General features: G+C 65.5%; 15 protein-coding genes and 2 pseudogenes. 3 read left to right on the top strand and 14 right to left on the bottom strand.

The features are described 5' to 3' along the window. Both QOC69_RS28080 and QOC69_RS28075 read right to left on the bottom strand, forming a co-directional pair. On the bottom strand, window positions 1-1,777 hold a 1,777-nt coding region (locus tag QOC69_RS28080; RefSeq protein ID WP_526445797.1), incomplete at its 3' end, for an alpha-(1->3)-arabinofuranosyltransferase domain-containing protein. Window positions 1,778-1,793: 16 nt separating this feature from the next. After that, window positions 1,794-1,967, bottom strand: a complete 174-nt coding sequence (locus QOC69_RS28075) for a DUF2613 family protein (protein ID WP_526445796.1) — start codon at window positions 1,965-1,967, stop codon at window positions 1,794-1,796. Window positions 1,968-2,006: 39 nt separating this feature from the next. On the opposite strand from QOC69_RS28075, the gene QOC69_RS28070 reads away from it, so the two are divergent. Then, window positions 2,007-3,188, top strand: coding sequence for a glycoside hydrolase family 3 N-terminal domain-containing protein (locus QOC69_RS28070; RefSeq protein WP_526445795.1), 1,182 nt, complete (start codon window positions 2,007-2,009; stop codon window positions 3,186-3,188). 167 nt (window positions 3,189-3,355) lie between these two features. Here the strand turns inward: QOC69_RS28070 and cofC are convergent, their stop codons facing one another. The 5 genes from cofC to QOC69_RS28045 all read right to left on the bottom strand — a co-directional run bounded on the left by cofC (window position 3,356) and on the right by QOC69_RS28045 (window position 9,193). After that, window positions 3,356-4,063 carry a 2-phospho-L-lactate guanylyltransferase gene (cofC, locus tag QOC69_RS28065; protein ID WP_526445794.1) on the bottom strand — a complete coding sequence of 236 codons (708 nt, stop codon included), beginning with the start codon at window positions 4,061-4,063 and terminating at the stop codon, window positions 3,356-3,358. A 213-nt stretch (window positions 4,064-4,276) separates the two neighbouring features. Continuing rightward, window positions 4,277-5,329, bottom strand: coding sequence for an LLM class flavin-dependent oxidoreductase (locus tag QOC69_RS28060; RefSeq protein WP_526445793.1), 1,053 nt, complete (start codon window positions 5,327-5,329; stop codon window positions 4,277-4,279). A 96-nt stretch (window positions 5,330-5,425) separates the two neighbouring features. Then, entirely contained in the window at window positions 5,426-7,099 is a 1,674-nt protein-coding gene (locus QOC69_RS28055; RefSeq protein WP_526445792.1) for a purine-cytosine permease family protein, read from the bottom strand. A gap of 103 nt (window positions 7,100-7,202) precedes the next feature. Next, window positions 7,203-8,171, bottom strand: coding sequence for a nitrilase-related carbon-nitrogen hydrolase (locus QOC69_RS28050; protein WP_526445791.1), 969 nt, complete (start codon window positions 8,169-8,171; stop codon window positions 7,203-7,205). Then, window positions 8,171-9,193, bottom strand: coding sequence for an SIS domain-containing protein (locus QOC69_RS28045; protein WP_526445790.1), 1,023 nt, complete (start codon window positions 9,191-9,193; stop codon window positions 8,171-8,173). The genes QOC69_RS28050 and QOC69_RS28045 overlap by 1 nt, the downstream gene beginning before the upstream one ends. A gap of 62 nt (window positions 9,194-9,255) precedes the next feature. Between QOC69_RS28045 and QOC69_RS28040 the strand changes: the two genes are divergently transcribed. After that, complete coding sequence (locus QOC69_RS28040) at window positions 9,256-10,764, top strand: aminotransferase-like domain-containing protein (RefSeq protein ID WP_526445789.1); 1,509 nt, start codon at window positions 9,256-9,258, stop codon at window positions 10,762-10,764. 107 nt (window positions 10,765-10,871) lie between these two features. Here the strand turns inward: QOC69_RS28040 and QOC69_RS28035 are convergent. Then, window positions 10,872-11,006: pseudogene (locus QOC69_RS28035) on the bottom strand (hypothetical protein); the annotation flags it as partial. Between QOC69_RS28035 and QOC69_RS28030 the strand changes: the two are divergent. Beyond that, window positions 10,986-11,180: a hypothetical protein gene (locus tag QOC69_RS28030; protein WP_526445798.1), complete on the top strand. Its 195-nt coding sequence runs from the start codon at window positions 10,986-10,988 to the stop codon at window positions 11,178-11,180. The pseudogene QOC69_RS28035 and the gene QOC69_RS28030 sit on opposite strands and share 21 nt — an antisense overlap. Window positions 11,181-11,413: 233 nt before the next feature. Here the strand turns inward: QOC69_RS28030 and QOC69_RS28025 are convergent, their stop codons facing one another. The 6 genes and pseudogenes from QOC69_RS28025 to QOC69_RS28000 form a co-directional block, all read right to left on the bottom strand. Beyond that, window positions 11,414-13,408: a hydantoinase B/oxoprolinase family protein gene (locus tag QOC69_RS28025; protein ID WP_526445788.1), complete on the bottom strand. Its 1,995-nt coding sequence runs from the start codon at window positions 13,406-13,408 to the stop codon at window positions 11,414-11,416. After that, the gene (locus QOC69_RS28020; RefSeq protein WP_526445787.1) at window positions 13,408-15,438 is read right to left on the bottom strand and encodes a hydantoinase/oxoprolinase family protein; all 2,031 of its coding nucleotides are present in this window, start codon (window positions 15,436-15,438) and stop codon (window positions 13,408-13,410) included. The genes QOC69_RS28025 and QOC69_RS28020 overlap by 1 nt, the downstream gene beginning before the upstream one ends. A 738-nt stretch (window positions 15,439-16,176) precedes the next feature. Continuing rightward, window positions 16,177-17,646, bottom strand: a complete 1,470-nt coding sequence (locus QOC69_RS28015) for an aminotransferase class I/II-fold pyridoxal phosphate-dependent enzyme (RefSeq protein WP_526445786.1) — start codon at window positions 17,644-17,646, stop codon at window positions 16,177-16,179. Further along, on the bottom strand, window positions 17,646-18,821 hold the full coding sequence (locus QOC69_RS28010; protein WP_526445785.1) for an amidohydrolase family protein: 1,176 nt from the start codon (window positions 18,819-18,821) through the stop codon (window positions 17,646-17,648). The genes QOC69_RS28015 and QOC69_RS28010 overlap by 1 nt, the downstream gene beginning before the upstream one ends. Beyond that, entirely contained in the window at window positions 18,808-20,115 is a 1,308-nt protein-coding gene (locus QOC69_RS28005; RefSeq protein ID WP_526445784.1) for a class-III pyridoxal-phosphate-dependent aminotransferase, read from the bottom strand. Before QOC69_RS28005 ends, QOC69_RS28010 begins: the two co-directional genes overlap by 14 nt. After that, window positions 20,112-20,612 (bottom strand): annotated as a pseudogene (locus QOC69_RS28000) (APC family permease); the annotation flags it as partial. The gene QOC69_RS28005 and the pseudogene QOC69_RS28000, both read right to left, overlap by 4 nt.

Below are 20,612 nucleotides of genomic sequence, written 5' to 3'. Positions count from 1 at the left end.
CCGAGGCGTCCACGTGGTAGATCTCCACCGCCGGGTAGCGCGGCCTCAGCCCGCTGTCGGTGATGAATCCCGCCAGCGTCCCAGGACCGACCGGGTCGCCGAACTGCGCCACCTTCGTCAGGCCCGGGGATCCGTCGATGGTGCGGTGGACCAGCAGGGGACGCGCCGAACGCGACGAATCCGGGTCCAGATCGTTGCGCACCACGACGTACGAGATGCCTTGCCGGGCAAGGGTATCGGTGAGCCCTGAAGAAGGGCGCCCAGCGGCGAACAGACGCTGCACCGAGTCCAGCGCGCGAATGGTTTGCGGTGGCGTCAGCGGAATGGAATCGCGCACCCCCCACGGGCTGTCGCCGAGCACCTGCAGCGGTTCGTCGTGACTGTTGCCCCATGTCTGGGTGGCGAACGGTGCGCCGGGCGCCACCAGCACCCGCCCCCGTTCGTCTCCCGTGTTGTGCGCGTCGAGCCAGTCGGCGGTGTCATGCCAGTACTGCGGGATCGCCGTCAACGCGCCGGGCGGGGTGAGCCTGCCGGTCCATGCCAACGACGTGCCCGCCGCGAGCGCGACGAGCACGACGATGCCGACGGCCACCCCCTTGTCGCGTTCGGGATGTGCGTATGCGGTGACCAACTGACGGCGGGGCACGGTGCCGGGCAACGGGATACGGCCCAACAGGTGGGCCAGGCCGAGCACCAGCGGGAGACGGATCAGCGGCTCGAGCTTGTGCACGTTGCGCACCGGTGTGCCCGCCGCATCCAGGAAGGTCTGCACCTGGTGGGCCACCGGCGACCCGAGTCCGCCGGAGTAGCCCACCGCCAGCAGCGCAAGCCCGACCAGAAGCATGGTGATCAGCCGGCCCCGCGCGGGCATGGTCCGCAGCGCGAGGCCGACCAGGCCAGCCGCGGCCACCAGCGTCGTCGCCAGTATCGCCACCGCACTCGTCACCAGCGACGAGCCCGCCGTCGCATTGGGCGCGACGAACGGTGTCCAGCTGTAGGTTCCGCGAAGCACCTCGGTCAGGGACAGCCACTGCGTTGTGACGCCGGACGATTCGATGAAGTCCAGGAACTGCGGGCTGACTCGGCCGAGCATCACCAGCGCGACCACCCACCACAGCACCGCGAGCACCGAGCACGCCGCCCACCACGCGGTGAACCGCCACCACAACTTGTTCGGTCGGTGGGCGGCCCACCAGATCAGCGCGGCCAGACAGCCGGTCAGGGTGGCCACCGCGTTGACCGCCCCCATCAGGGCAACGGCCATCGCCGAGCGCGCGGCCAGCACCCGCACCGAACCCGTACCCCGCAGGGCCAGGATCACCGGCAGCAGCACCCACGGCGCGAGCATCATCGGCAGCGTCTCCGACGAGATCGCGCCGAGGGTGGTGAGCACGCGCGGGGACAACACGAACGCCACGCAGGCGATCACCCGGGACGAGGGACTGCCGATGCTCAGCGCCTCGGCGACGCGCAGCAGTCCCCAGAATCCGACGACGAGCAGCAGCGCCCACCACAGCCGCTGCGTCACCCAACCCGGCAACCCGAGCAGATCACCGCCGAGGAAGAAGGCCCCGTGTGGAAAGAGGTAGCCGTAGGCCTGGTTCTGCGCCTGGCCGAACGGCAGGTCGCTGTTCCACAGGTTCGCCGCGCGCGCGAGGAAGCGCAGCGGGTTCGCGGTGAGATCGAGCTTGGTATCGGGGGAGATCTGTCCTGGCGACTGCGCGAACGTCAGGACCAGTGCCGCCGCAGCGACCACCCACAGCCAGCGCCGCGCCAGGGGCGCGGCCCCGGAGCTAACCTCTGTCGCCGTACTCGACCCTGTTGAGCACCGACGAACCCGGGTCACCGGGTTGGACGGTTGGCTTGGTGTCCTGCTGGACCATCAGCGTCAAACCGAAGATGGCGGCCGCGCCGAGCAGCAGTCCGACGACGATGCTCGCGGCGGCGGGCAGTACGAAGCGGTCCACTCGGTCAACGTAGCACGGCGCCCGATAGCCTCACTGATCATGGCTCTTCCCCGCGCCCTGTGCACCGTGGTTGCCGTTGCGGCGTTGACGATGGCGTGTTCGTCGGGTGCGCGACCCGCCTCATCGCCCGATTCGGAGTCGTCCTCGGGCGCCGCCACCGCCACTCAATCGTCCTCTGGCGAGACGCCTCCGCCACCGGCGTGCGGGGACGGCCCGGCGTTGCTGGCGGCCATGTCGACGCGGGACAAGCTGGCACAGCTGCTCATGGTCGGCGTCACCGGCGCCGCCGACGCGCGTGCCGTCGTGGCCACGCATCACGTCGGTGGCATCTTCGTCGGCAGTTGGACGGACCTGACGATGCTGTCCGACGGAACCATTCCCGACATCGCGGCATCGGCGGGCCCATTGCCGTTGGCGGTCAGCGTCGACGAGGAGGGTGGCCGGGTGCAACGGCTGTCGAGCCTCATCGGCAGCCAGCCGTCGCCTCGGGTGCTGGCGCAGACCCGTACCCCGCAGGAGGTCCACGACATCGCGTTCGAGCGCGGCGCGGCGATGCGGAAGCTGGGCATCACCATCGACTTCGCGCCCGTCGTCGACGTGACGACCGAGCCGGACGACGACGTGATCGGCGACCGCTCGTTCAGCAGCGATCCCGCCAAGGTCACCGAGTATGCGGGCGCGTACGCCCAGGGACTTCGTGATGCCGGGCTGCTGCCGGTGCTCAAGCACTTCCCCGGCCACGGCCACGGTTCCGGCGACTCGCACCTCGGCGACGTCACGACACCGCCGCTGCCGGACCTGCAGTCCAGCGACCTCATCCCGTACCGCACGTTGACCACCGTGGCGCCCGTCGCCGTCATGGTCGGGCATCTGGAGGTGCCGGGACTGACCACCGACCAGCCGACCAGCCTGACACCGGGCGTGTATGGATTGTTGCGCTCCGGTGAGTACGGCGGACCGCCGTTCGACGGCCCCGTGTTCACCGACGATCTGTCCAGCATGAAGGCCATCTCCGATCACTTCGGCGTCGCCGAGGCCTCGCTGCGCGCATTGCAGGCCGGCGCGGACGTCGCGCTGTGGGTGACCACCGACGAGGTGCCCGCCGTGCTGGACCGGCTGGAGAGCGCCGTCAATGCAGGCGAATTGGACATGGGACGGGTGGACGGCTCGGTGTTGCGGGTCGCCGGCTTCAAGGGGCGCAGTCCGAATTGCGGACGCTGACCCCGTTCGTCAGCGGACGCTTCCCCATCGGACCAACGCGTCGAGGCGACTTGCGCTAAACGGCCGGGTCTCGCCACGCGGTACTCGGCCGTCATACTGTCGACAAGCCATTCGCGCAGAAGCGAGCCACGCCGTTGGTCGCGGATCCGGAGGATGGCGCTCCCGAGCTACCGTGAGCGAGGACTGTACTGATGCCCCTGTCGTGGGGTGGGGTGGGGGCTGGCCAGCACCGGTTGCAGCGCTGCGGTGGTCGCACGCCCGAGGCCAAGCAGGGATGCGGCGACCAGGTCGTAGGGGGTGTCGATATCACGTCGCAGACCGGGCCAGTCACCACTGAGCCGGATGGCACCCGAACGTCGGTGCAGAAGAGCCGAATTCGCGCCGAACCGAGGCTCGAGTTCGACTCCGAACGCGAATAATGCTGCGGTTCCGGCTCCCTGTTGATCGGGCACGAAGCTACGCCGGGCAGATCGTGCGTGCGACAACGCCGCGGCCAGCTCGGCTGGCTTCAATGCGGGTAGATCGGCTTGCAGCACCGCGATATTGAGGCTGTCTCTGTTACGGCCGCGCGCAATCGCGACCTCGCCGGCCCGCAACGCCATGTTGAGCGAATCGGTGTGCACATGACACGTCGGTTCCGGCAACACTTTGGCGCCGAAATATTGCGCGGCAGCCGCGACAGACTCGTCCGAGGTGATGACGGTGATCGAACGGACGGCTTCCACCAGCGAGCAAGCGGTGATGGTATCAACGAACATCCCCAGCACCGTGGCGCACCGCAACGGACCGGTCAGCGCCGGTTCCAGCCGTGTTTTGGCCCACTGCAGTCGTTTCACCGCGAGCAGGACGTCGACACCGGCATCGAAGCGATGCACTACCCGAGCTTTCGCAGTCGGGGTTCCAGGTCGCGGTGCGAATTGCTCCGCAGACGCCTTATAACCCAGTTTCAGTTCACTCATATCTCACCTCGCCCAGATAACTTCGCCGATGCCGCCGAGAACGGGCAGGACAACGGCTTCGGCGTTGGATCACCTTGTAGCCCAGCATGATCCAACGCCAACCGGTTCCTTCAACTACTCGACCTCAGCTCACACCAGGTCATACCACTTGGCGATCGACATCTTCTGGACCGTAGGCACGATCTCCTCGCCGACCTTCCTGATCTGCTCGACCTCACCGTTGAGCACACCGGGGGCGATCTCGTCGACACCCAGAGCCGCAAGTTCCTCGATACGCGCGAGGCACTTCTCGGCGGTGCCCGCGATAGCGAAGTCATCGACGACCTCACCCGGCATCACCATGTGCGCCGCATCGGACTCGCAATGCCCGCCCCAGTAGTCGTACTTGGCACGCGGCGTCTTGACCAACCGATCTAGCGGGCCGGGAAGCTCAATTCCCTTGTGGAACCGCACCAGGTCCTCAAGCTGATTGGCGGCGATATTGGCACTGAACCGGCAGAACTCCCAGGCCTTCTCCTGATCTTCGCTGACGAACATCGCGGTGAACACCCCGATCTCGATCTCACTCGGATCCCGACCGACCGACTCGGCGCCCTCCTTGACATACTTCAAAGCCCAACGGACGGCATCCGGGTGACTACCGATCTGCAGCTGCACGATATCGGCGAGTGCACCCGCGATCTTCAGGTTCTTCGGCCCGGTGGCCGACATCATCGTCGGGATGACCTCCTGCGCCCAGACGATGCGCGTCTCCGGCCCGGTCTTGCCGGACTTGTCGACGATCGACACCGGTTCACCGCGCATCAGCTTCTGGATGTCACGAACCACTTCGCTGAACTGGTCGGTGGGGAACGGGTTCAGGCCGATCGTCCGCCGGGCACTGTCGCCGCGGCCGATACCCATCATCACGCGGCCGGGATAGATCTGCGACAACGTCGCATGCGAGCTAGCGGTAACGGTGAAGTGCCGGGTGAACGGATTGGTCACACCGGTACCGATGGCGATCTTCTTAGTCGCGGCCAGGGCGTGGGACATGTAGACGTAGACGTCTTTCCAGATCATCTGCGAATCGAAAACCCACGCACGTTCGTAGCCTGCCTCCTCAGCCGCGACCACCGAGTCGATGAACTTCTCGAACTCACCTTCGCCCGGCTTTGGGAATAAATAGGCACTCATCTTCATGTTGCACGAAATCCCTTCTCTATCGGTTTCTTTCACTGAGACCTGCAAGACATGCAGGAAGGTCGCCGCCGGCGACATTGCCGGGCAGCCAACCGGTTACGACCTATGCTGCGTGGCCTTGGACGGCGACTCGTTCACCGCCGGCGAGTGTGCACCTGATGAGTTGAACGCCCTGGCTTGCGCGTATGCCGCTCGACGGTAGGCATGATCATTGCTGGCACACTCCGCGCAGATGGGTGCGTGATCGGCAGTTGCCGGATTACGGTCCATCTCCTGGGCCAAGTAGTGCAAATCACATGATGCGCAACGTATCCGGGTCTCCCAGCGATCTTCGACCTCATCGCGAGGATCGTGCGGCCGCCTAAGTACCACGTGCCGGTCACCGGTGGCGAGCCGACCGATCGCGTACACAACGGCAGCGACCACGAAAGTTGTCGGCGCCGACCAGGTCGCGCCCCACGAACCGCCCACTTGCACCAGTACGATGCCCAGAGCTGATGCGCCGAACCAGGCGACCAGGCCTACTCCGTTGAACGCGGGAATACGGCCGGCGCGAAACTCGAAGTCCTGCGCGGTGAGCCCGTCACGTCGGGCGAAAGCCAAGTAGACCAGGGCAACCGCAACCCAGGCGACGACCAGGACCCCCTGCCACTGCAGCGCCTTGAGCAGGTAGGTGGTCGCGTCGGTCAGCATCAGCGCGAAAGCCGCCACACCGATCACGAAGACCCAGATACGCCGGGGAAGATTGATCCGGAATAACCGCGCGAAGAAGCTCTCGGCGTTGATGCTCGCCAGATAGTAGTTCGCTGTGTTGATTCGGGTCTGGCTGACCCATACCAGCGCTACGCCGACGATTCCCGCGAGTCCGACCATTGCCGAGACCGCCGACAGCTCGTTCAGGTGTCCACCGGCGGCGATGCTGTGCGCCAGGAAGATTCCCACCAACGCGTTGACCACCAGAGTCAGTACGTAGAACAACGGGCCGAAGGTCAGCCAGCGATGGAGCTTGTCATCCCTGAGCCGGGCTAGGCGGGCGAAGTCCCACGTGAACGGCATCATGATCCAGACGCCCATATATGTGGTGAAGGCAAAGAACCATCCCGGTGCATGCAGGTCCAGATCTGGCGTCGCCGGGGGTGCGGTCAGCCAGTCGTTGGAGTAGCCGTCACGCACGATGGCCCAGACCACCACCACCGCCAACCCGACGTAGTAGAACGGCAACAGCACACCGTTGAGCTTGTCGAGCCAGGTGCGCACGCCGCCGATCACCAACGGAATGCTGTACGCGGCGACAATTGCGTACCACAGGTAAATGGATCCAAAGCCCGTGTACTCGTGGAACACCACGGCGATGACCGAACCTTCGAACACCGCGTAGTACAGCGCGGTGGCGCCGACGATCAACGGCGCGACGGCGGCACCGATGTAACCGAAGAGGGCGCGCGAGAACATCGCACTGGAGATACCGGTCCGAGCCGCGAACCGGCTCAGTGTGCCCCCGATGACACTGTAGGCGAGCACCGACAGCGCCAGACCGATGATCGTGTCCACCGTTCCGACGACCTGAGCGACAGTTGCACCTACGATCAGCCAGAACATCGCACTGGCGAAGGCGTACCAGGCCATCATCATTGACACCCGGCCGGACCGCCAGGAATGCGGTGCGACGTGTAGCGCGTAATCCTCGGTCGATGCTTTTGCCACGACCCTGGGGTCGTCGTCGTCGAAAGTCTGCAGCGGAACGTTCACAGGTGACTGCGGCTCTGTCATGGGGAACTCCTTGTTGCGATGTGGAATCAGAGACAGCGCCGTCTCAGCTGTAGTTGCTCAATTTCGTCTTACGAGCCGAAGTTGAGTGTCTTGCACCTATTGATCACGAAATTCGTTGTCGCACAACATTCATGTCTCGCTGGCGGCCAACTTTCTGCACGAGTTCGTCACGCTCGGTACGCACCAGCAAGGTGAACAGATCGGATCGGGAGTAATGACCCGAAACATCGAAGTCGAAAGCGCCCCTGATATTCTGGGCAAAATCGATATCGGCCGTGAGCATTGCCGGGCCACTTCTCTCCGGGCCGGCCAGAACCGTGCCGGTGGGATTGACGATCATGCTCGCGCCGTCGCACAGCACGGTGTCCGCCGGAACATCGAGGGGATAGTCATCCGGATAGTCACTACGGCGGGTGAATTGATTGGCACTGACCACATAACAGCGACCTTCCACCGCGATGTGGCGCATCGCGACTTCCCAGGTCTCCCTAGCGTCCGCAGTCGGGGCACACCACAGCTGCACGCCTTCGTTGTATGCGTAGGCGCGTAGCAGCGGCATATAGTTTTCCCAGCAGATGACGGCGCCTACTGCCCCGAATCGGGTTTGCACCACCGGTGATTGGGCGAGGTCACCCTGCCCCCAGACAAGCCGCTCAGTACCTGTGGGCATCAATTTCCGGCGAGTGGAGATAATTCCGTCGTGCGGGTCGATGAAGACCACGGTGCAGTAGAGCGTTCCGCCGGCACGTTCGATGACACCAACGACCATGAAGATTTTCAGCTCCGCGGATATCGCGGCAAGGTCGGCCGTGACTGGTCCTGGGATATCAACTGCCCCAGCGTGATAACGCCGGTACCAGTCACGACCCTCCGGAGTTCGGATGCCCACGGCAGTGCCGAAGGCGATGCCCCGGGGGTACCCTCCCAGATACGCCTCCGGGAAAACGACGATGTCACATCCGTCGTCAGCCGCCTGCCCGGCGTAGTCGCGCAGCGCAGCCAGGCCGGCGACCGCGTCGAACGCGACTGCCGGCGCCTGAACGACCGCGATGCGCCTCTGTGCTGAAGCCATCAGAGTCGAAGCCCCTTCATAACCGTCGCCCAGGGCTCACGGTCGCCGTGCATGGTGTCTGGGTTGGTACCGCGTAGCGCGGCGAGTTCGGCGGTCAATTGCAGGAACGGGATGATCCCGGTGACCGGTCGCAGCAGTGGGCCCGGCGCGGTGAACGACAGGGCCGCGTCCTCGCGTTCGGCGCAGGACAGTACGGCGAACAGACCCAGATCGGTCAGAGCCTTGTTGAGGGTTTCGGTCCGCCCCCCGTCGACCGCCGTCGAAGCTGGTTCGATGAGCACCGCGGCCATCTCCGAGTGGTAGCTGGCGGGGGTGCCGTGCAACGCGAACTCGGGCGACATGGCCTCGGTCCACATCCAGGCGCCTTCCTTGATCTTGAGAGCGGCCTCTTGTGCCGTCGGCAGGTCCGCGCCGAAACCGACCAGCAGCAACGGGTTTGACTGGTTGAGGATCTTGGCTGCCGCGGCTGCCCCAGAGTTGAGAATGGTCCGTTCAGCGGTCGCGGGCAGTTCGCCCAGCGCCTGCGCGAAACCGTATCTGCCGTCCTTGTCGAACTGTGCGGCGATCTTGGCCAGGACCACCATCGAGGCGATGTAGGAGACACTGAAGGTGCCTGCGGTTTCGTTGGCGCAGGTACGTAAGGTGACATCGGCCGGCTGCTCCGGTGCGGTTTGCCCGACGACGGCGATGGTTGTCGCCCCGACCTGGGCCGCGCGTTCCAGAGTTGCGGTGGGGAATATCTTGCTACCGCGGTGGCTGATCACGATGATCTGGTCGTCGCGCGTCAGCGGCAGCGTTGTTGCCATGTCATGGGCGTCCACGGCGTACGGCCGGACTCTTCCGTCCGTCAAGCAGGTGACCCAGCCCGCGGCAACGCGCGCGGCATGCAGTGACGTACCAATACCGGTAAAGATGATTGGACGGTTTCCGTCGAGAGCTGGTGCAACGCTGGAAGACAGCAGTTCGGCCGCTACAGTGGGGATTGACGAAATCTGATCATCTAAATTGAACCTCAGTGCCATAGACGCAGACTAGAGTCCATTAGATGATGGCAACAAGAGGCCAATAGGAAAGATTGGATCGAATGGAGTCTATCCCGTTAGAGGCCAGCGGATCCGAGATCGCCGAGACCATGGGGGATTGGTTGCACAACCCCGGTCCGCTTTATTCGAAGCTGGTTTCGAAGATCGAAGAAGCCATCGACCGTGGCGATCTCGTCCCCGGCACCCGCCTGCCGCCTGAACGGTCGTTGGCACTTGCCCTGCAGATCAGCAGGACGACGGTGGTGACCGCTTACGCCGAACTGCGCGACCGCGGTCGCGTCGAGCGCCGGCAAGGCAGCGGCACGTGGATACGTCATCACGAGCACGGCAGACCAGCCCCGTATGCCAACGACGAGGCGTTGGACAGCATCGCACGAAACCCGATGATGCGGTCAGCGACACCCGATGGCTCGCGTTCGACCGTCGATTTCACCGTTTCACTACAGGCAAGTGTCGGCCCGTTGATCCGCGAGGCGATGACCGAAGCGGCTGCCAAGGTCGAAGCCCTCGCGCTGCTGAGTGGATACCAGCCACGGGGTCTGGAGACGTTACGGCAGTCGGTAGCCGATTACGTCGAGTCAACCACCGGGATGCGGACCTCCGAAGAGCAGATTCTGATTACAACTGGTGCGCAACAAGCTATTTGGCTGTTGGGCCAGTTGTATGCGCCCCACGGCGAGAACATCATCCTGGAGAACCCCTCCTATCCGGGTGCGATAGATGCCTTCCGAATGTTGCGGGCTCGGATACAGCCGCTACCTGCTGATCCCGAGCGGCTGCGCGTCGAAGTGCTCCACGACTTGATCGAGACAAATCACCCCCGTCTGGTGTTCGTGGGTCCGACCTGCCAGGCGCCCACGGGGACGGTGATGTCCGAGGCCGACCGCGAGGCGCTCGTCGATTTGGTCGATGCACATCAGGTGACCCTGGTCGAGGATCAGACCATGCTGCCGCTCCTGATCGACGATGGGCGACCGGCACCGACGGCACTCGCTGCGATTTCGGACTCGGCACCGGTGATCACCATCGGCTCGTTCAGCAAGTTGTTCTGGCCCGGTCTCCGCGTGGGTTGGATTCGTGCACCCAGAACCCTCACTACACACCTTTCGCAGTTCAAAGCGGTTAACGATATGGGCAGTTCGCTACTGTCTCAGCTCATCGCAGTACAGCTGCTGGAACGCGCCGACCGCATGCGACAGATCCGGTGCGCCGAAATCGCTTCCTGCCTCGATCATCTGGAGGCGGCGTTCGCCGAGTTCCTTCCCGGCTGGTCGTGGAACAGACCGGCGGGTGGCCTATCGTTCTGGGCGCGGCTACCCTACGGCAGCGCCGAACGGTTCGCGCAATTCGCATTGTTGCACGGAGTCAACGTGATACCCGGTAGTTCGCTCACGGTCGACGGGACCTGCGATGACCATGTCCGGCTGCAGTTCGTCCAGAACAGGGACACATTGGTGCTCGGCGTCCGGCGGCTGGCACGCGCATGGCGGACGTTCGAGGCGCAACTGCCATTGGACCCCCGGCCGACTCTGCTGGCGGCCAGTGAGTGAGGTCGCAAGCAATAGCCGAACCGCGGCAACCAATTTCGGCTACCGCCTCTGCCCGCATACGGGCCGAAGGGGGCGTTCCGGTTTAGGCGGCGTTTCTGCGTAGGTGGGATGTTGGAGATCCTGCCGTGCAACATGATTCGAGCCAACGCGTGCACGGCACGGTTGTCGCGGTGCGTCGGGCCCGGGCGGGCGGCTCCGGACAGATACAGCGGAGAGGACTGGTGCACGAACGGCAGTGGCAGCCCGGCTTCGCGCACCCGGCCCGCGCTGGTGCACAGGTCAGCGAGGTCGTCACCGCGGGCGGTCAGCGCGACGGCCGCTTCGTCCACATTCAGCGCCACCCCGTCCCTGGTCCGGCGCAACACCCGGCGCAACGCCGCCGGTGCGGGGCCGTTGGAGCGCTGCGCGAACGATGAATCGGTTGAATTGGTTGCATAGGAGGCGGTTTCGATCGACGGCGAGCAGCCTGGTTGACGGTCGTGGGCGATCCACATTTTGTATCCTCTTGTTTGATCGATGGACGCAGGCGAGGCGTCGTTGAGTCACCCGAAGAACCGCAAACAGAGCAAGGGGCGTGCCGGGCTGCCTTGCGGCGTCCCCCGGCACACTCCCTGTATTAGGACCGTAGGATCCGGGGATCCTTAGCTCGTCAGCTCTTGTCGTCGGCTGGCGACCAGTAGCTGACCGCGCGGGTCGCAATCATCTTGCGGTATTCCGAGGTGGTGTCTGGAAGTAGTTCGCCTGTGCCCCACTCCAAGATGACGCCGTACTGGCGGACCAAATCTAGGGTGTCGAGCTCACCGTCGCGGTACCGTTGGGCCACCGTCTCGGGATCCTCCTGCAGCCACCCGATTCTGGCGCCGCGAATGCGTGCACGGGCGGACTGGGTGGCCGCCTCGTCGAACTCGAACTCGTCGATGTCCTTGTCGATCTCGGTGATGACGACGCCGTAGTCCTTCAACGCGCGTTCGGTGCTCACGTAATCGTCGATGACATCTTCGAGCACCGCTTTCGGATCCCGCTCCAGTGGGTCGCCCAGCCCGCCGCCGCCGGCAGATGGCCGCGTGAACGAATCGCCTTGTTCGACCTGGACGCCCGAGAAGATGGCGCCGAGGTACTCGGGTTCGTTGCCCGATCGGCTCAGCCAGACATCGTGTGGCAGGGATGGCAGGCCGCCCAACATTCCCCAGGTGATGGAGCGGGAGCGATCGCAGCAGTATGACATGACAGTGTTCTCGACACCGGTCAGCACACCACCCTTACGCACGCCGACCCCACCGCGAAACTGGCCGGGGCCACCGGAATCGACGGCGATCTGGTGCTCCGTGGTGACCACGGGGCAGAGTCGTTCCTGCCCTTCCAGAGGCTGGATCGACTCGCCGCAACCGAATACCGCCGAGGTGGCGCCGGAGCCGTCTTTGCCGTTACGACCGCCCCAGCCGTTGACCATCCAGTCGTACCACATGAAGATGCCGCCGCCGTCTTCACGACCGTCACGTCCGCCGACCAACAGGTACTCGATATCGGTGCAGCAGGCCATCGCTCGCTCCGGCTGCACCCGCGACCACAGCTCGAAGACGGCGTTGGCCACCTTGCCATAGGAACCGGAGCAGAAGCCGGTGACGGCGGTGGGCCAGACGGCGTTGACTACGGTGCCTTCGGGCCCGAGGTCGACATCGATCAGGCGGTAGAACCCGGAGTTCAGCGGGATGTCCGGGAAGAACATTTTGGTGCCGGTGACCAGACCGGAGAATGACGAGCCGAACGTTCCGTTGAGGAAGGTCGCCACGGCCTCACCCGATCCGGACAGGTCGTAGCTGATCCGGTCTCCCGCGATGGTCATCTTCACCTTGACGGGAACGAGGCCCTCACCCTTGTCCGGGTCGTAGTCGAGGTAGTCGGTGGTTTCCCAGGTGCCGTCGGGCAGTTCCAGGACACGCTTGCGGGCTAGCCGCTCGACGTAATCCTGGACATCCTGCATGGCGATGAGAACCGTTTCGCGGCCGTACTTCTCGACCAGCCGCAGCAGCTCAGCCTCGGCCACCCCGGTGGCTTCCATCTGCGCATGCAGGTCACCCTCTGCGGCCTCGGGCGCGCGGGTGTTCGCCACGATGAGCTTCGCGACGTCGCTGCGGTAGACACCGCGGTCGGAGATGCGCACCGGTGGGATACGCAGCCCTTCGCCGAAGTGCTCTTTGGCGGTGACGTCGAAGGAGCCCGGCACCCGGCCGCCGATATCTGCCCAGTGGCCGTTGGACTGTGAGAACCCGATCAGTTCCCCGTCGGCGAAGATGGGCCGCACGATCCGGACATCGGAGAAGTGGGTACCACCCAGGTACGGGTCGTTGACCGCGAACAGGTCACCGGGGTGGATATCGTCACCGAAGTCCTTGATGACGGCCTTTGCGGTGAAGTGCAGGGTTCCGACATGCACGGCAATGTCAGCGCTGCCCTGCATCACGGTGTTGCCCTCGCGGTCGCACAACGCCGACGAGAAGTCACGGGCGTACATGACGAACGAGTGGCAGGTCCGCAGGATCTGCTCGGCCATCTGGTCGACGATGGTGGTGAACGAGTTCTTGAGGACTTCGAGCGTCACCGGGTCGAGCGTGTAGTTGGATTCAGGGGTCAGCGTGGTGGTCATCAGACGGAGATCCTCAAGTTGAGCCAGGCGTCGACTTCTGCAGTGACACCGGGCGGGATGGGTGTGGTGGAGTCGAGCTGTTCGACGATGGCGGGGCCTTCGATCACCGCTCCTGCAGCCAGCGTGTCGCGGTCATACACCGGTGTGTCGACCGCACCGTTCTCTTCCGGGAACCACACAGGACGTGAGGACACCGGACTGGGCGTCGACGGAAGCAATTCGTATTCCGGGAGATTCGGCTTCGGTACGGTGCCGATCGCCGTGACATTGAGTCGGTAGACCTCAACCGGTGTGGAGTCCCGCCGGAAGTTGTGCTCACGGGCGTGTTCGAGGTGGAACGTCGCGACGATGTCGTCGAGACCTTCGATCTCCGAACCGACCGGTACCGCGATCGACCGCCACTGACCGAGGTAACGCATATCGATCGTCCGGATCAGCTGCATATCCTCGGGTGCGGCATTCTCGCTGCTGAGCCGCTCGCGAGCCTCCGCCTCGAGGTTCTTGAACTCAGCTTCCACATCCTGCGGCGACGCCGTGTCCACCCGGCCGAGGAACATGGTGGACAGGTCGTGCTGGATGTCGACCAGCAGGCAACCCAGCGCCGAGGTGATCCCCGGGTTCGGCGGGACCAGTACCGTCGGGATGGACAGCTCGCGGGCCAGATCGACACCGTGCAGCGGTCCGGCACCACCGAAGACGACCAGGGCGAATTCGCGCGGGTCGTAACCGCGGCGGATCGAGATGAGCCGGACGGCGTCGGCCATATTGGCGTTGGCGACACGCAGGATCGACGTCGCCGCCTCCTGCACACTGACTCCGAGCGGTTCCGAAACATGTTCGCGGATAGCGGCTTCGGCAGCCTCGGCGTCCAGGGTCATGCCGCCATTGATGAGCTTGCCGCCAAGCCGGCCGAGCACCAGATTGGCGTCGGTGTTGGTGGGCTTCGTGCCGCCCTTGCCGTAGGCCGCCGGGCCTGGTGTCGCACCCGCCGACTGCGGTCCGTTACGCAGTGCTCCGGCCTCGTCGAACCACGCGAGCGATCCGCCACCTGCGCCGATGGTCAGCACCTCGATGCTGGGCAGGCAGATCGGGTAGCCGTACTCCACCTGCCACTCTTTGGTGGTCCGCAGCACACCGTCGGCGACGAGCGAGATGTCGGTGCTGGTGCCGCCCATGTCGAGGCCGATGGCATTGGGATGTCCGCTGAGCGTGGCGATGTGGCGGTTGGCGATGGCGCCGGCGGCGATACCGGACGCGGCGAGCCGCACCGCGAGCTTCTCCACCGTCTTCGGTGTCATGACGCCACCACCGGAGTGCAGGATCAGCAAATCACCCTCGTAACCCCCGCCCTTGAGGTCGCTGCCGAGGCGGTTGACATAACCGCTGACCAGCGGCGCCAGCACGGCGTTGGCGACAGTGGTGGAGAATCGCTCGTGTTCGAAGATCTCCGGCAGCACATCGCTGGAGGTGGTGACCCGCACGTCCGGCAGTTCCTCGGCCAGGATCTCGGCCATACGCCGTTCGTTGGCCGGGTTCGCGTAGGCGTTGATGAAGCAGACCGCGACCGTCGTGACACCCTTGCGCCGCACAATGCCAACGATGCGCCTGGCCTCGTCCTCGTCCAGCGGCTCGAGCACCTGTCCGGCGTAGTCGACGCGCTCACGCACCTCGAGACGGTCCCGGCGCCGGATGTACGGCGGCGCAACGTCTTTGTACGCGTCCCAGAGATCTTCCTTGTTACCGCGGCGGATCTCGATGATGTCGCGGAAACCCTTCGTCGTGATCATCGCGGCCCGCGGCAGCCGCCGCGTGATCAGCGCGTTTGTAGCGACGGTGGTGCCATGACAGAACAAGGCCACATCGTGGAGATCGACACCCGCTTTGGTTACACCGGCGAGCACAGCATGGATGGGATCCACCGACGACGGAACCTTTTCGACCCGCTTCTGACCGGTTTCATCGTCGAACACGCAGATGTCGGTGAACGTCCCACCGACATCAACGGCTACCCGAACTCGCCTCATGCTCATGTGCAGGTACTTCCCTTCTGTAGGTGCGGTGGAACCGAGAGCACGTGTGAATGGGATGCCGCAGCGCTACCGTGCCGTCCACTTTCACGTTTGGCTTGCGCTCTGCGGCTTGTTGGCGCGCCGAGCACCTCCCGGTTCACATCGTCGTGGACCAGTCAGTTAGGGATGAGGGCGATACCGCTTCGGATTCACCCGTCGACCCTGGCTAGACCTGATTGGTATGCCAGGCTAAGCCCATTTGGCAAGCGTCTTCAACGGTCCATTACCGGAGAATTGGACTGACTTACCGCCAGTCGATGACATTTGGCCTCCGACACACCGTTTCTGCTTCTACCCATTGCGATTGGCCTCAGGGCTGCAGCCATGCTAGAGGCACGGACGTGCCGCCTCCTGCGTGCGCGAACCCCTGTCGGCAGCCCAAGTTCGACATGCAGCTCGCATTGCTAATGGCTATGCGCCCAACGGAGCCGATAGCGTCCCGTGGGTTGGTGGACTTCGGATCTGGCGTGGCTCACGCGTTGTGATCAACGAGTCATGTTGAACGCTAGGTGATTTAGGGCTGTTGGCAAGTGATGCGGCGGCGGGTTTGTTGGCGATGACGCGCGTAGTTCGGCCATGGAGACATCGGAGAGGTAGCGGCGGGTGATCCGCCATTCGTCGTGGGCTTCGATGACCGCCGCGGTGGCCAGGCGTAGGAACGCCCGCCACAGAATGCGCCGAAACACCTGGCCGCCACGCTCAACACGCCGAGGTAGGAAGGACGACCGTGACGAGGCCCATCGTCGGATCCGATGCGCTGATCGGATTGCCTGCGTTGCGTAGCGCCCGCAGCAGGTCGATGACGTCGGTGCTGAGCCGCTCACCGGGCATCACCAGGGGGATGCCAGGCGGGTAGGGGGTGATCGCCTCGGCCGCGATTCGCCCTGCTGCGGCCGACAGCGGAACCGCCTCGTCGGCCGCGAAGAACGCCTCCCGCGGCGTGAGGACCGTGTCCGGACGCACGGCGAGCAGATCGCCGATCAACCCGGTCTCTCCGGTCTCTGGGTCGACGCTCCTTCGGCCGACGTGGGTCGCGACTTCCTCGAAGCCGACGATCAACCGCTCCACGTCGTCGGCGGTATTGCCGATCGTGGTGATGCACAACACGTGCCCGGTGCCACTCAACTCCGGCTGGACACCGTGCACGCGGTTGAGTCGCTCGACGATGTCGCGGGCGTCGGCGGCAAGACCCGCGGTTCCGATGAGCAGTTTGGTCTCGTCGAGCTGGTGCAGCCCGGTGCCCGCGCCTGCGAGATGTTCGGGACGCAGAACCTGCAGACCAGGGATGGCCGCTAGCCGGACCGCCGCATCCCTGGCTCGCGCCAGGGTCTGGTCGAGCAGTTCGCGGCCGTGCAGCATCATCTGTCGCCGGGCGAGGTCGATCGACGCCATGATCGCGAAGTGCGGGCTGGTGGTCTGGATCAGCTGCAACCCCCGGCGCACCGATGCCGGATCGAGCACCGCCGGGTCGATGTGGAGCACCGCCGCCTGGCTCAAGCCGGACAGGATCTTGTGCACCGACTGCACGGTGGCTGCGGCACCGGCGCTTTCGCCAGGGGTCGGTAGGTCGGGATGGAAGGCGAAGTGCGGGGAATGGGCGCCGTCGACAAGGAGCTTGGCGTCGTGATGACGGCACAGCTCGGCCAGCGCCGCGATGTCGCCGGTGGTGCCGTAATACGTCGGGTGCAGCACCCATAGCGCCTTGGCGCCACTCTCGCCGAACGCCCGCTCGACGTCGTCGGCGTCAAGGCCGTGCGCGACACCGAACCGGGCGTCCCAACGGGGTTCGAGCCAGACCGGGCGGGCTCCGACCTGCACCAGACCCGCCAGCACGGACTTGTGCGCGTTGCGTGCCACCAGCACCGGCTCGTCGGGCCGCAGCGCCGAAAGTGCAACGGCGATATTGCCGCTCGTCGACCCTTGAACCAGGATGAAGCTCAGGCCGACACCCCACGCATCGGCGATCAGGCGTTCGGCCTCGAGGATCGGGCCTTCCGGGCAGTGCAGCGTGTCGGTGTCAGGAAGGTTGTTCAGATCGATCGCGGCGATGTGTTCGCGGAACCAGGGATCCAGCGTCCGGCCACCCTTGTGACCCGGGCTGTAGAACGGAGCCTGGCCGCGCTCGACGAACCGCCGTAGCGACTCGAAAAGCGGTGCGGCATCGTGCATCAAAGCGCGTATACCCGCTCGGTGTTGTGCACGCCGACCATGTCGACGATCCGGATGGCGTCCTGCTCGGTGCAGTCCCCGGCACGCACCCAGCCGCCGAGCACCAGCCCCATGGCGCGCCGCCACAACACCGAGCCGAGCACGTGGAGTTCGGGTGGTCCGAAGGCGTCGGAGGAGTACAGCTGTTTGGCGAACGGCGCCGTCTCGAGCGCCTCGGCGACCAGCCCGGTCGAACGGACCCCGAGGTAGTTGATGGCCAGTCCCACATCGAAATTCACGTGGTCGAAGGACTGGGCGAGATAGCCCGCCTGACGCTGGAACGGATAGCAGTGCAGCAGCAGCACCGGTACGGGTGTCATCGTGCGCAGCAGCGGCAGCAGCAGCATCGGATCGGTGCGGTGCAGGTCGAGATCGCGGTCGCCGAAGCCGACGTGCACCTGGATGGGTAGTCCGTGCGCGGCGGCCTCGTGTACCGCGAACGCGATCAGCACCGGGCTGTCGAGCCGCAACGGGTGCGGCCGGCCTGCCAGTTCGCGGGCGGCGGCGGCGACGTCGGCATCGCCCGGTTGCGACCAGTCGATGTCGAAACCGGTGCGGTAGGCCGAGATCGTCTTCGTTCCCACCACATCCGGCGAGTCCACCGCATTGCGCAGTGCCGACCGGACGGCGTCCGGAAAGTCGTCGGGCGACGTGCCGTTCTCCAGCAGGTCCTCGGCGAGACGTTCGAGGCGCAGAATCTCCGACGACGGGATCCCGCTGAGCTCGGTGAGCTGCTCGGGTGTGGTGATGAGGTCACCCTTGAACCCGGTGTCGACGATCCAGCGCGACACCCCCGCGGCCGGCAGCATGAGCCTGGCCAGTGCGTCGGGAGTGAACTCGTTGCGGCGCGCCCAGTAGTCGTCGGCGCAGGCCAGCGCATCGAGCCCGAGCAGCGGCGCGCACCAACGACGGATGGAAAGGCCCAGCGGTGAATCGAATTGGGACATGAACGCCGGCACGGGGTCGGTTGACCCCTCATTGATCGCCGCCTCGAAACCGGCCCGGTCGACGGGTTCGTTGAAGGTGCCGTGCACGTGGTGGTCGATCAGCGCGACGCCGCGCAGATGGTCTGCGAGGCCGTCGGGCACTTCGTCGTCGACCCCGGCGAACACGTCCCGCAACTCACCAACCGGCATACCGTGCGACCTCCTCGGCGTTCACTCTGCCCGCGGCCGCGTCCGCGATGGCCGCGCCGAGCATCTCGACCGCCCGGCCCGCCTCGGTTTCGGTGAGCACCAGCGGCGGCGTGATCTCCAGGACGTTGCCGCCAACGTAGTACACGACCGCTCCCAACTCCCAGGCACGGTAGACCACGTGCGCGGCGAGTCGCGGATCGCGCTCCCCGGTATCGGGGTCGACGAGCTCGAGGCCGATCGCCAGGCCGCGCCCGCGGACGTCGCCGATCCGATCGGCGCCCGGCGAGCCCGCCAGGGCGCGCAGCCCATCGGCCAGCAGCGCACCGACTTTCGCGGCCCTGTCGGCCAGCTGGTCGCCGACGATGGTGGCCAGCACGGCGCGACCTGCCGCGGTACATACCGGATTGCCCGCGGTGGTGAGCAGCGCCGCTGCGGGCGGTGCGTCGAGGATCTCCGCTGGCCCGACCGCCGCCGACAACGGCAGGCCGCCGCCGAGCACCTTGCCGAACGTGACGATGTCGGGCGCGATGCCGTCGTGGTCGAAGGCGTGCAGGGTGCCCGGTCTGCCCAGCCCCATCTTGACCTCGTCACAGATCATCGGGACACCGTGCCTGCGGCACAGCGCTTGCAGGCGCGCGAGGAAACCGTCGGGCGGCACGATCAAGCCGCCGTCGGACAGGATCGGCTCGACGATCAGGCACGCGATGGAGCCGCTTGCCAGGTGCTGCTCCGCCAGGTCCAGACAGGTGGTCACGTCTTCGTCGGGCCCGCCCAAGCCCGGCCGAAAGGGATTGGGGTACGGCAGGAACACCGCGTCGGGATCCGGCGGCACACCGGCGTCGACGTGCACGCCCGAGACGCCCATCGCCACCCCAACACCGCCGTGGTAACTGTGCTCGAACGCCATGATGGTGCGCCGCCCGGTGGCGTGCCTGCAGGCCCGCAGCGCGACGTCGTTAGCATCGGAGCCCGCGTGCCCCAGGTACACCCGACGCTCGCCGTCGCCGGGGACCAGCGCGAGCAGGTCCTCGGCCAGGCCAACCGAATCGGGGTGGACCGCGGACAAGCCGCCGGAGCCCGGAGCCGTGCGCACCGCCCGGCTCACCGCCTCCACGACGGCCGGGTGGCCGTGGCCGAGCCCCGATGCCGTCCACGTCGCCGACAGGTCGAGCAGTTCGCGCCCGTCCGGGGTGACCAGGGTCGAGCCGTGACCGGAGACGACCTCCAACGGGAAGAAGCGCAGCTTCTCGATCCCCGCGATGGCGGCCTCGTCGCGGTCGTACAGCGTGCTCACTCCGCATGCACCGGGGGGGTGTTCGCCAGCTCTGCGGCCAGCGACTCCCCAACGCGTTTCGCAATCCCAGAGGCGGCGATGGCGATCACCAACCCAACGGCGCACCAATACAATCCGAGCAACGGGGCATCCAACCAGGTCTGCGCACCCTTCACGTTGAACCACAACACCACCGCGATCACCACGGCTCCGAGGGTCGGCAACACCAGGCCCAGAATCTTGCCCTTGCCGCCGTGCACGTCGGCAAATTTGGGAGCGCCGACGAACCACACTGCCGCCACCTCGACGAGCAGATAGCAGACCATCAGGCACACCGAACCGGCCACGGCGAACAGGAAGTAGGTGTTGATCGCATCGTTGCCGGTACCCATGTCGGGCCAGCCAAGAGCACCGCAGATGAGGACGACCACCAACGCGGCCCCGACCACCAGCCAGGTGGCGCGACGGGGACCGCCCGTTCCGGCGTGGATGTGCGCCAACGCCTTCGGGCCGAAGCC

Origin of the sequence: Mycobacterium sp. (assembly GCF_032162105.1) — a bacterium.
GTDB lineage: Bacteria > Actinomycetota > Actinomycetes > Mycobacteriales > Mycobacteriaceae > Mycobacterium.
This window is presented reverse-complemented; position numbering and strand designations above follow the sequence as displayed.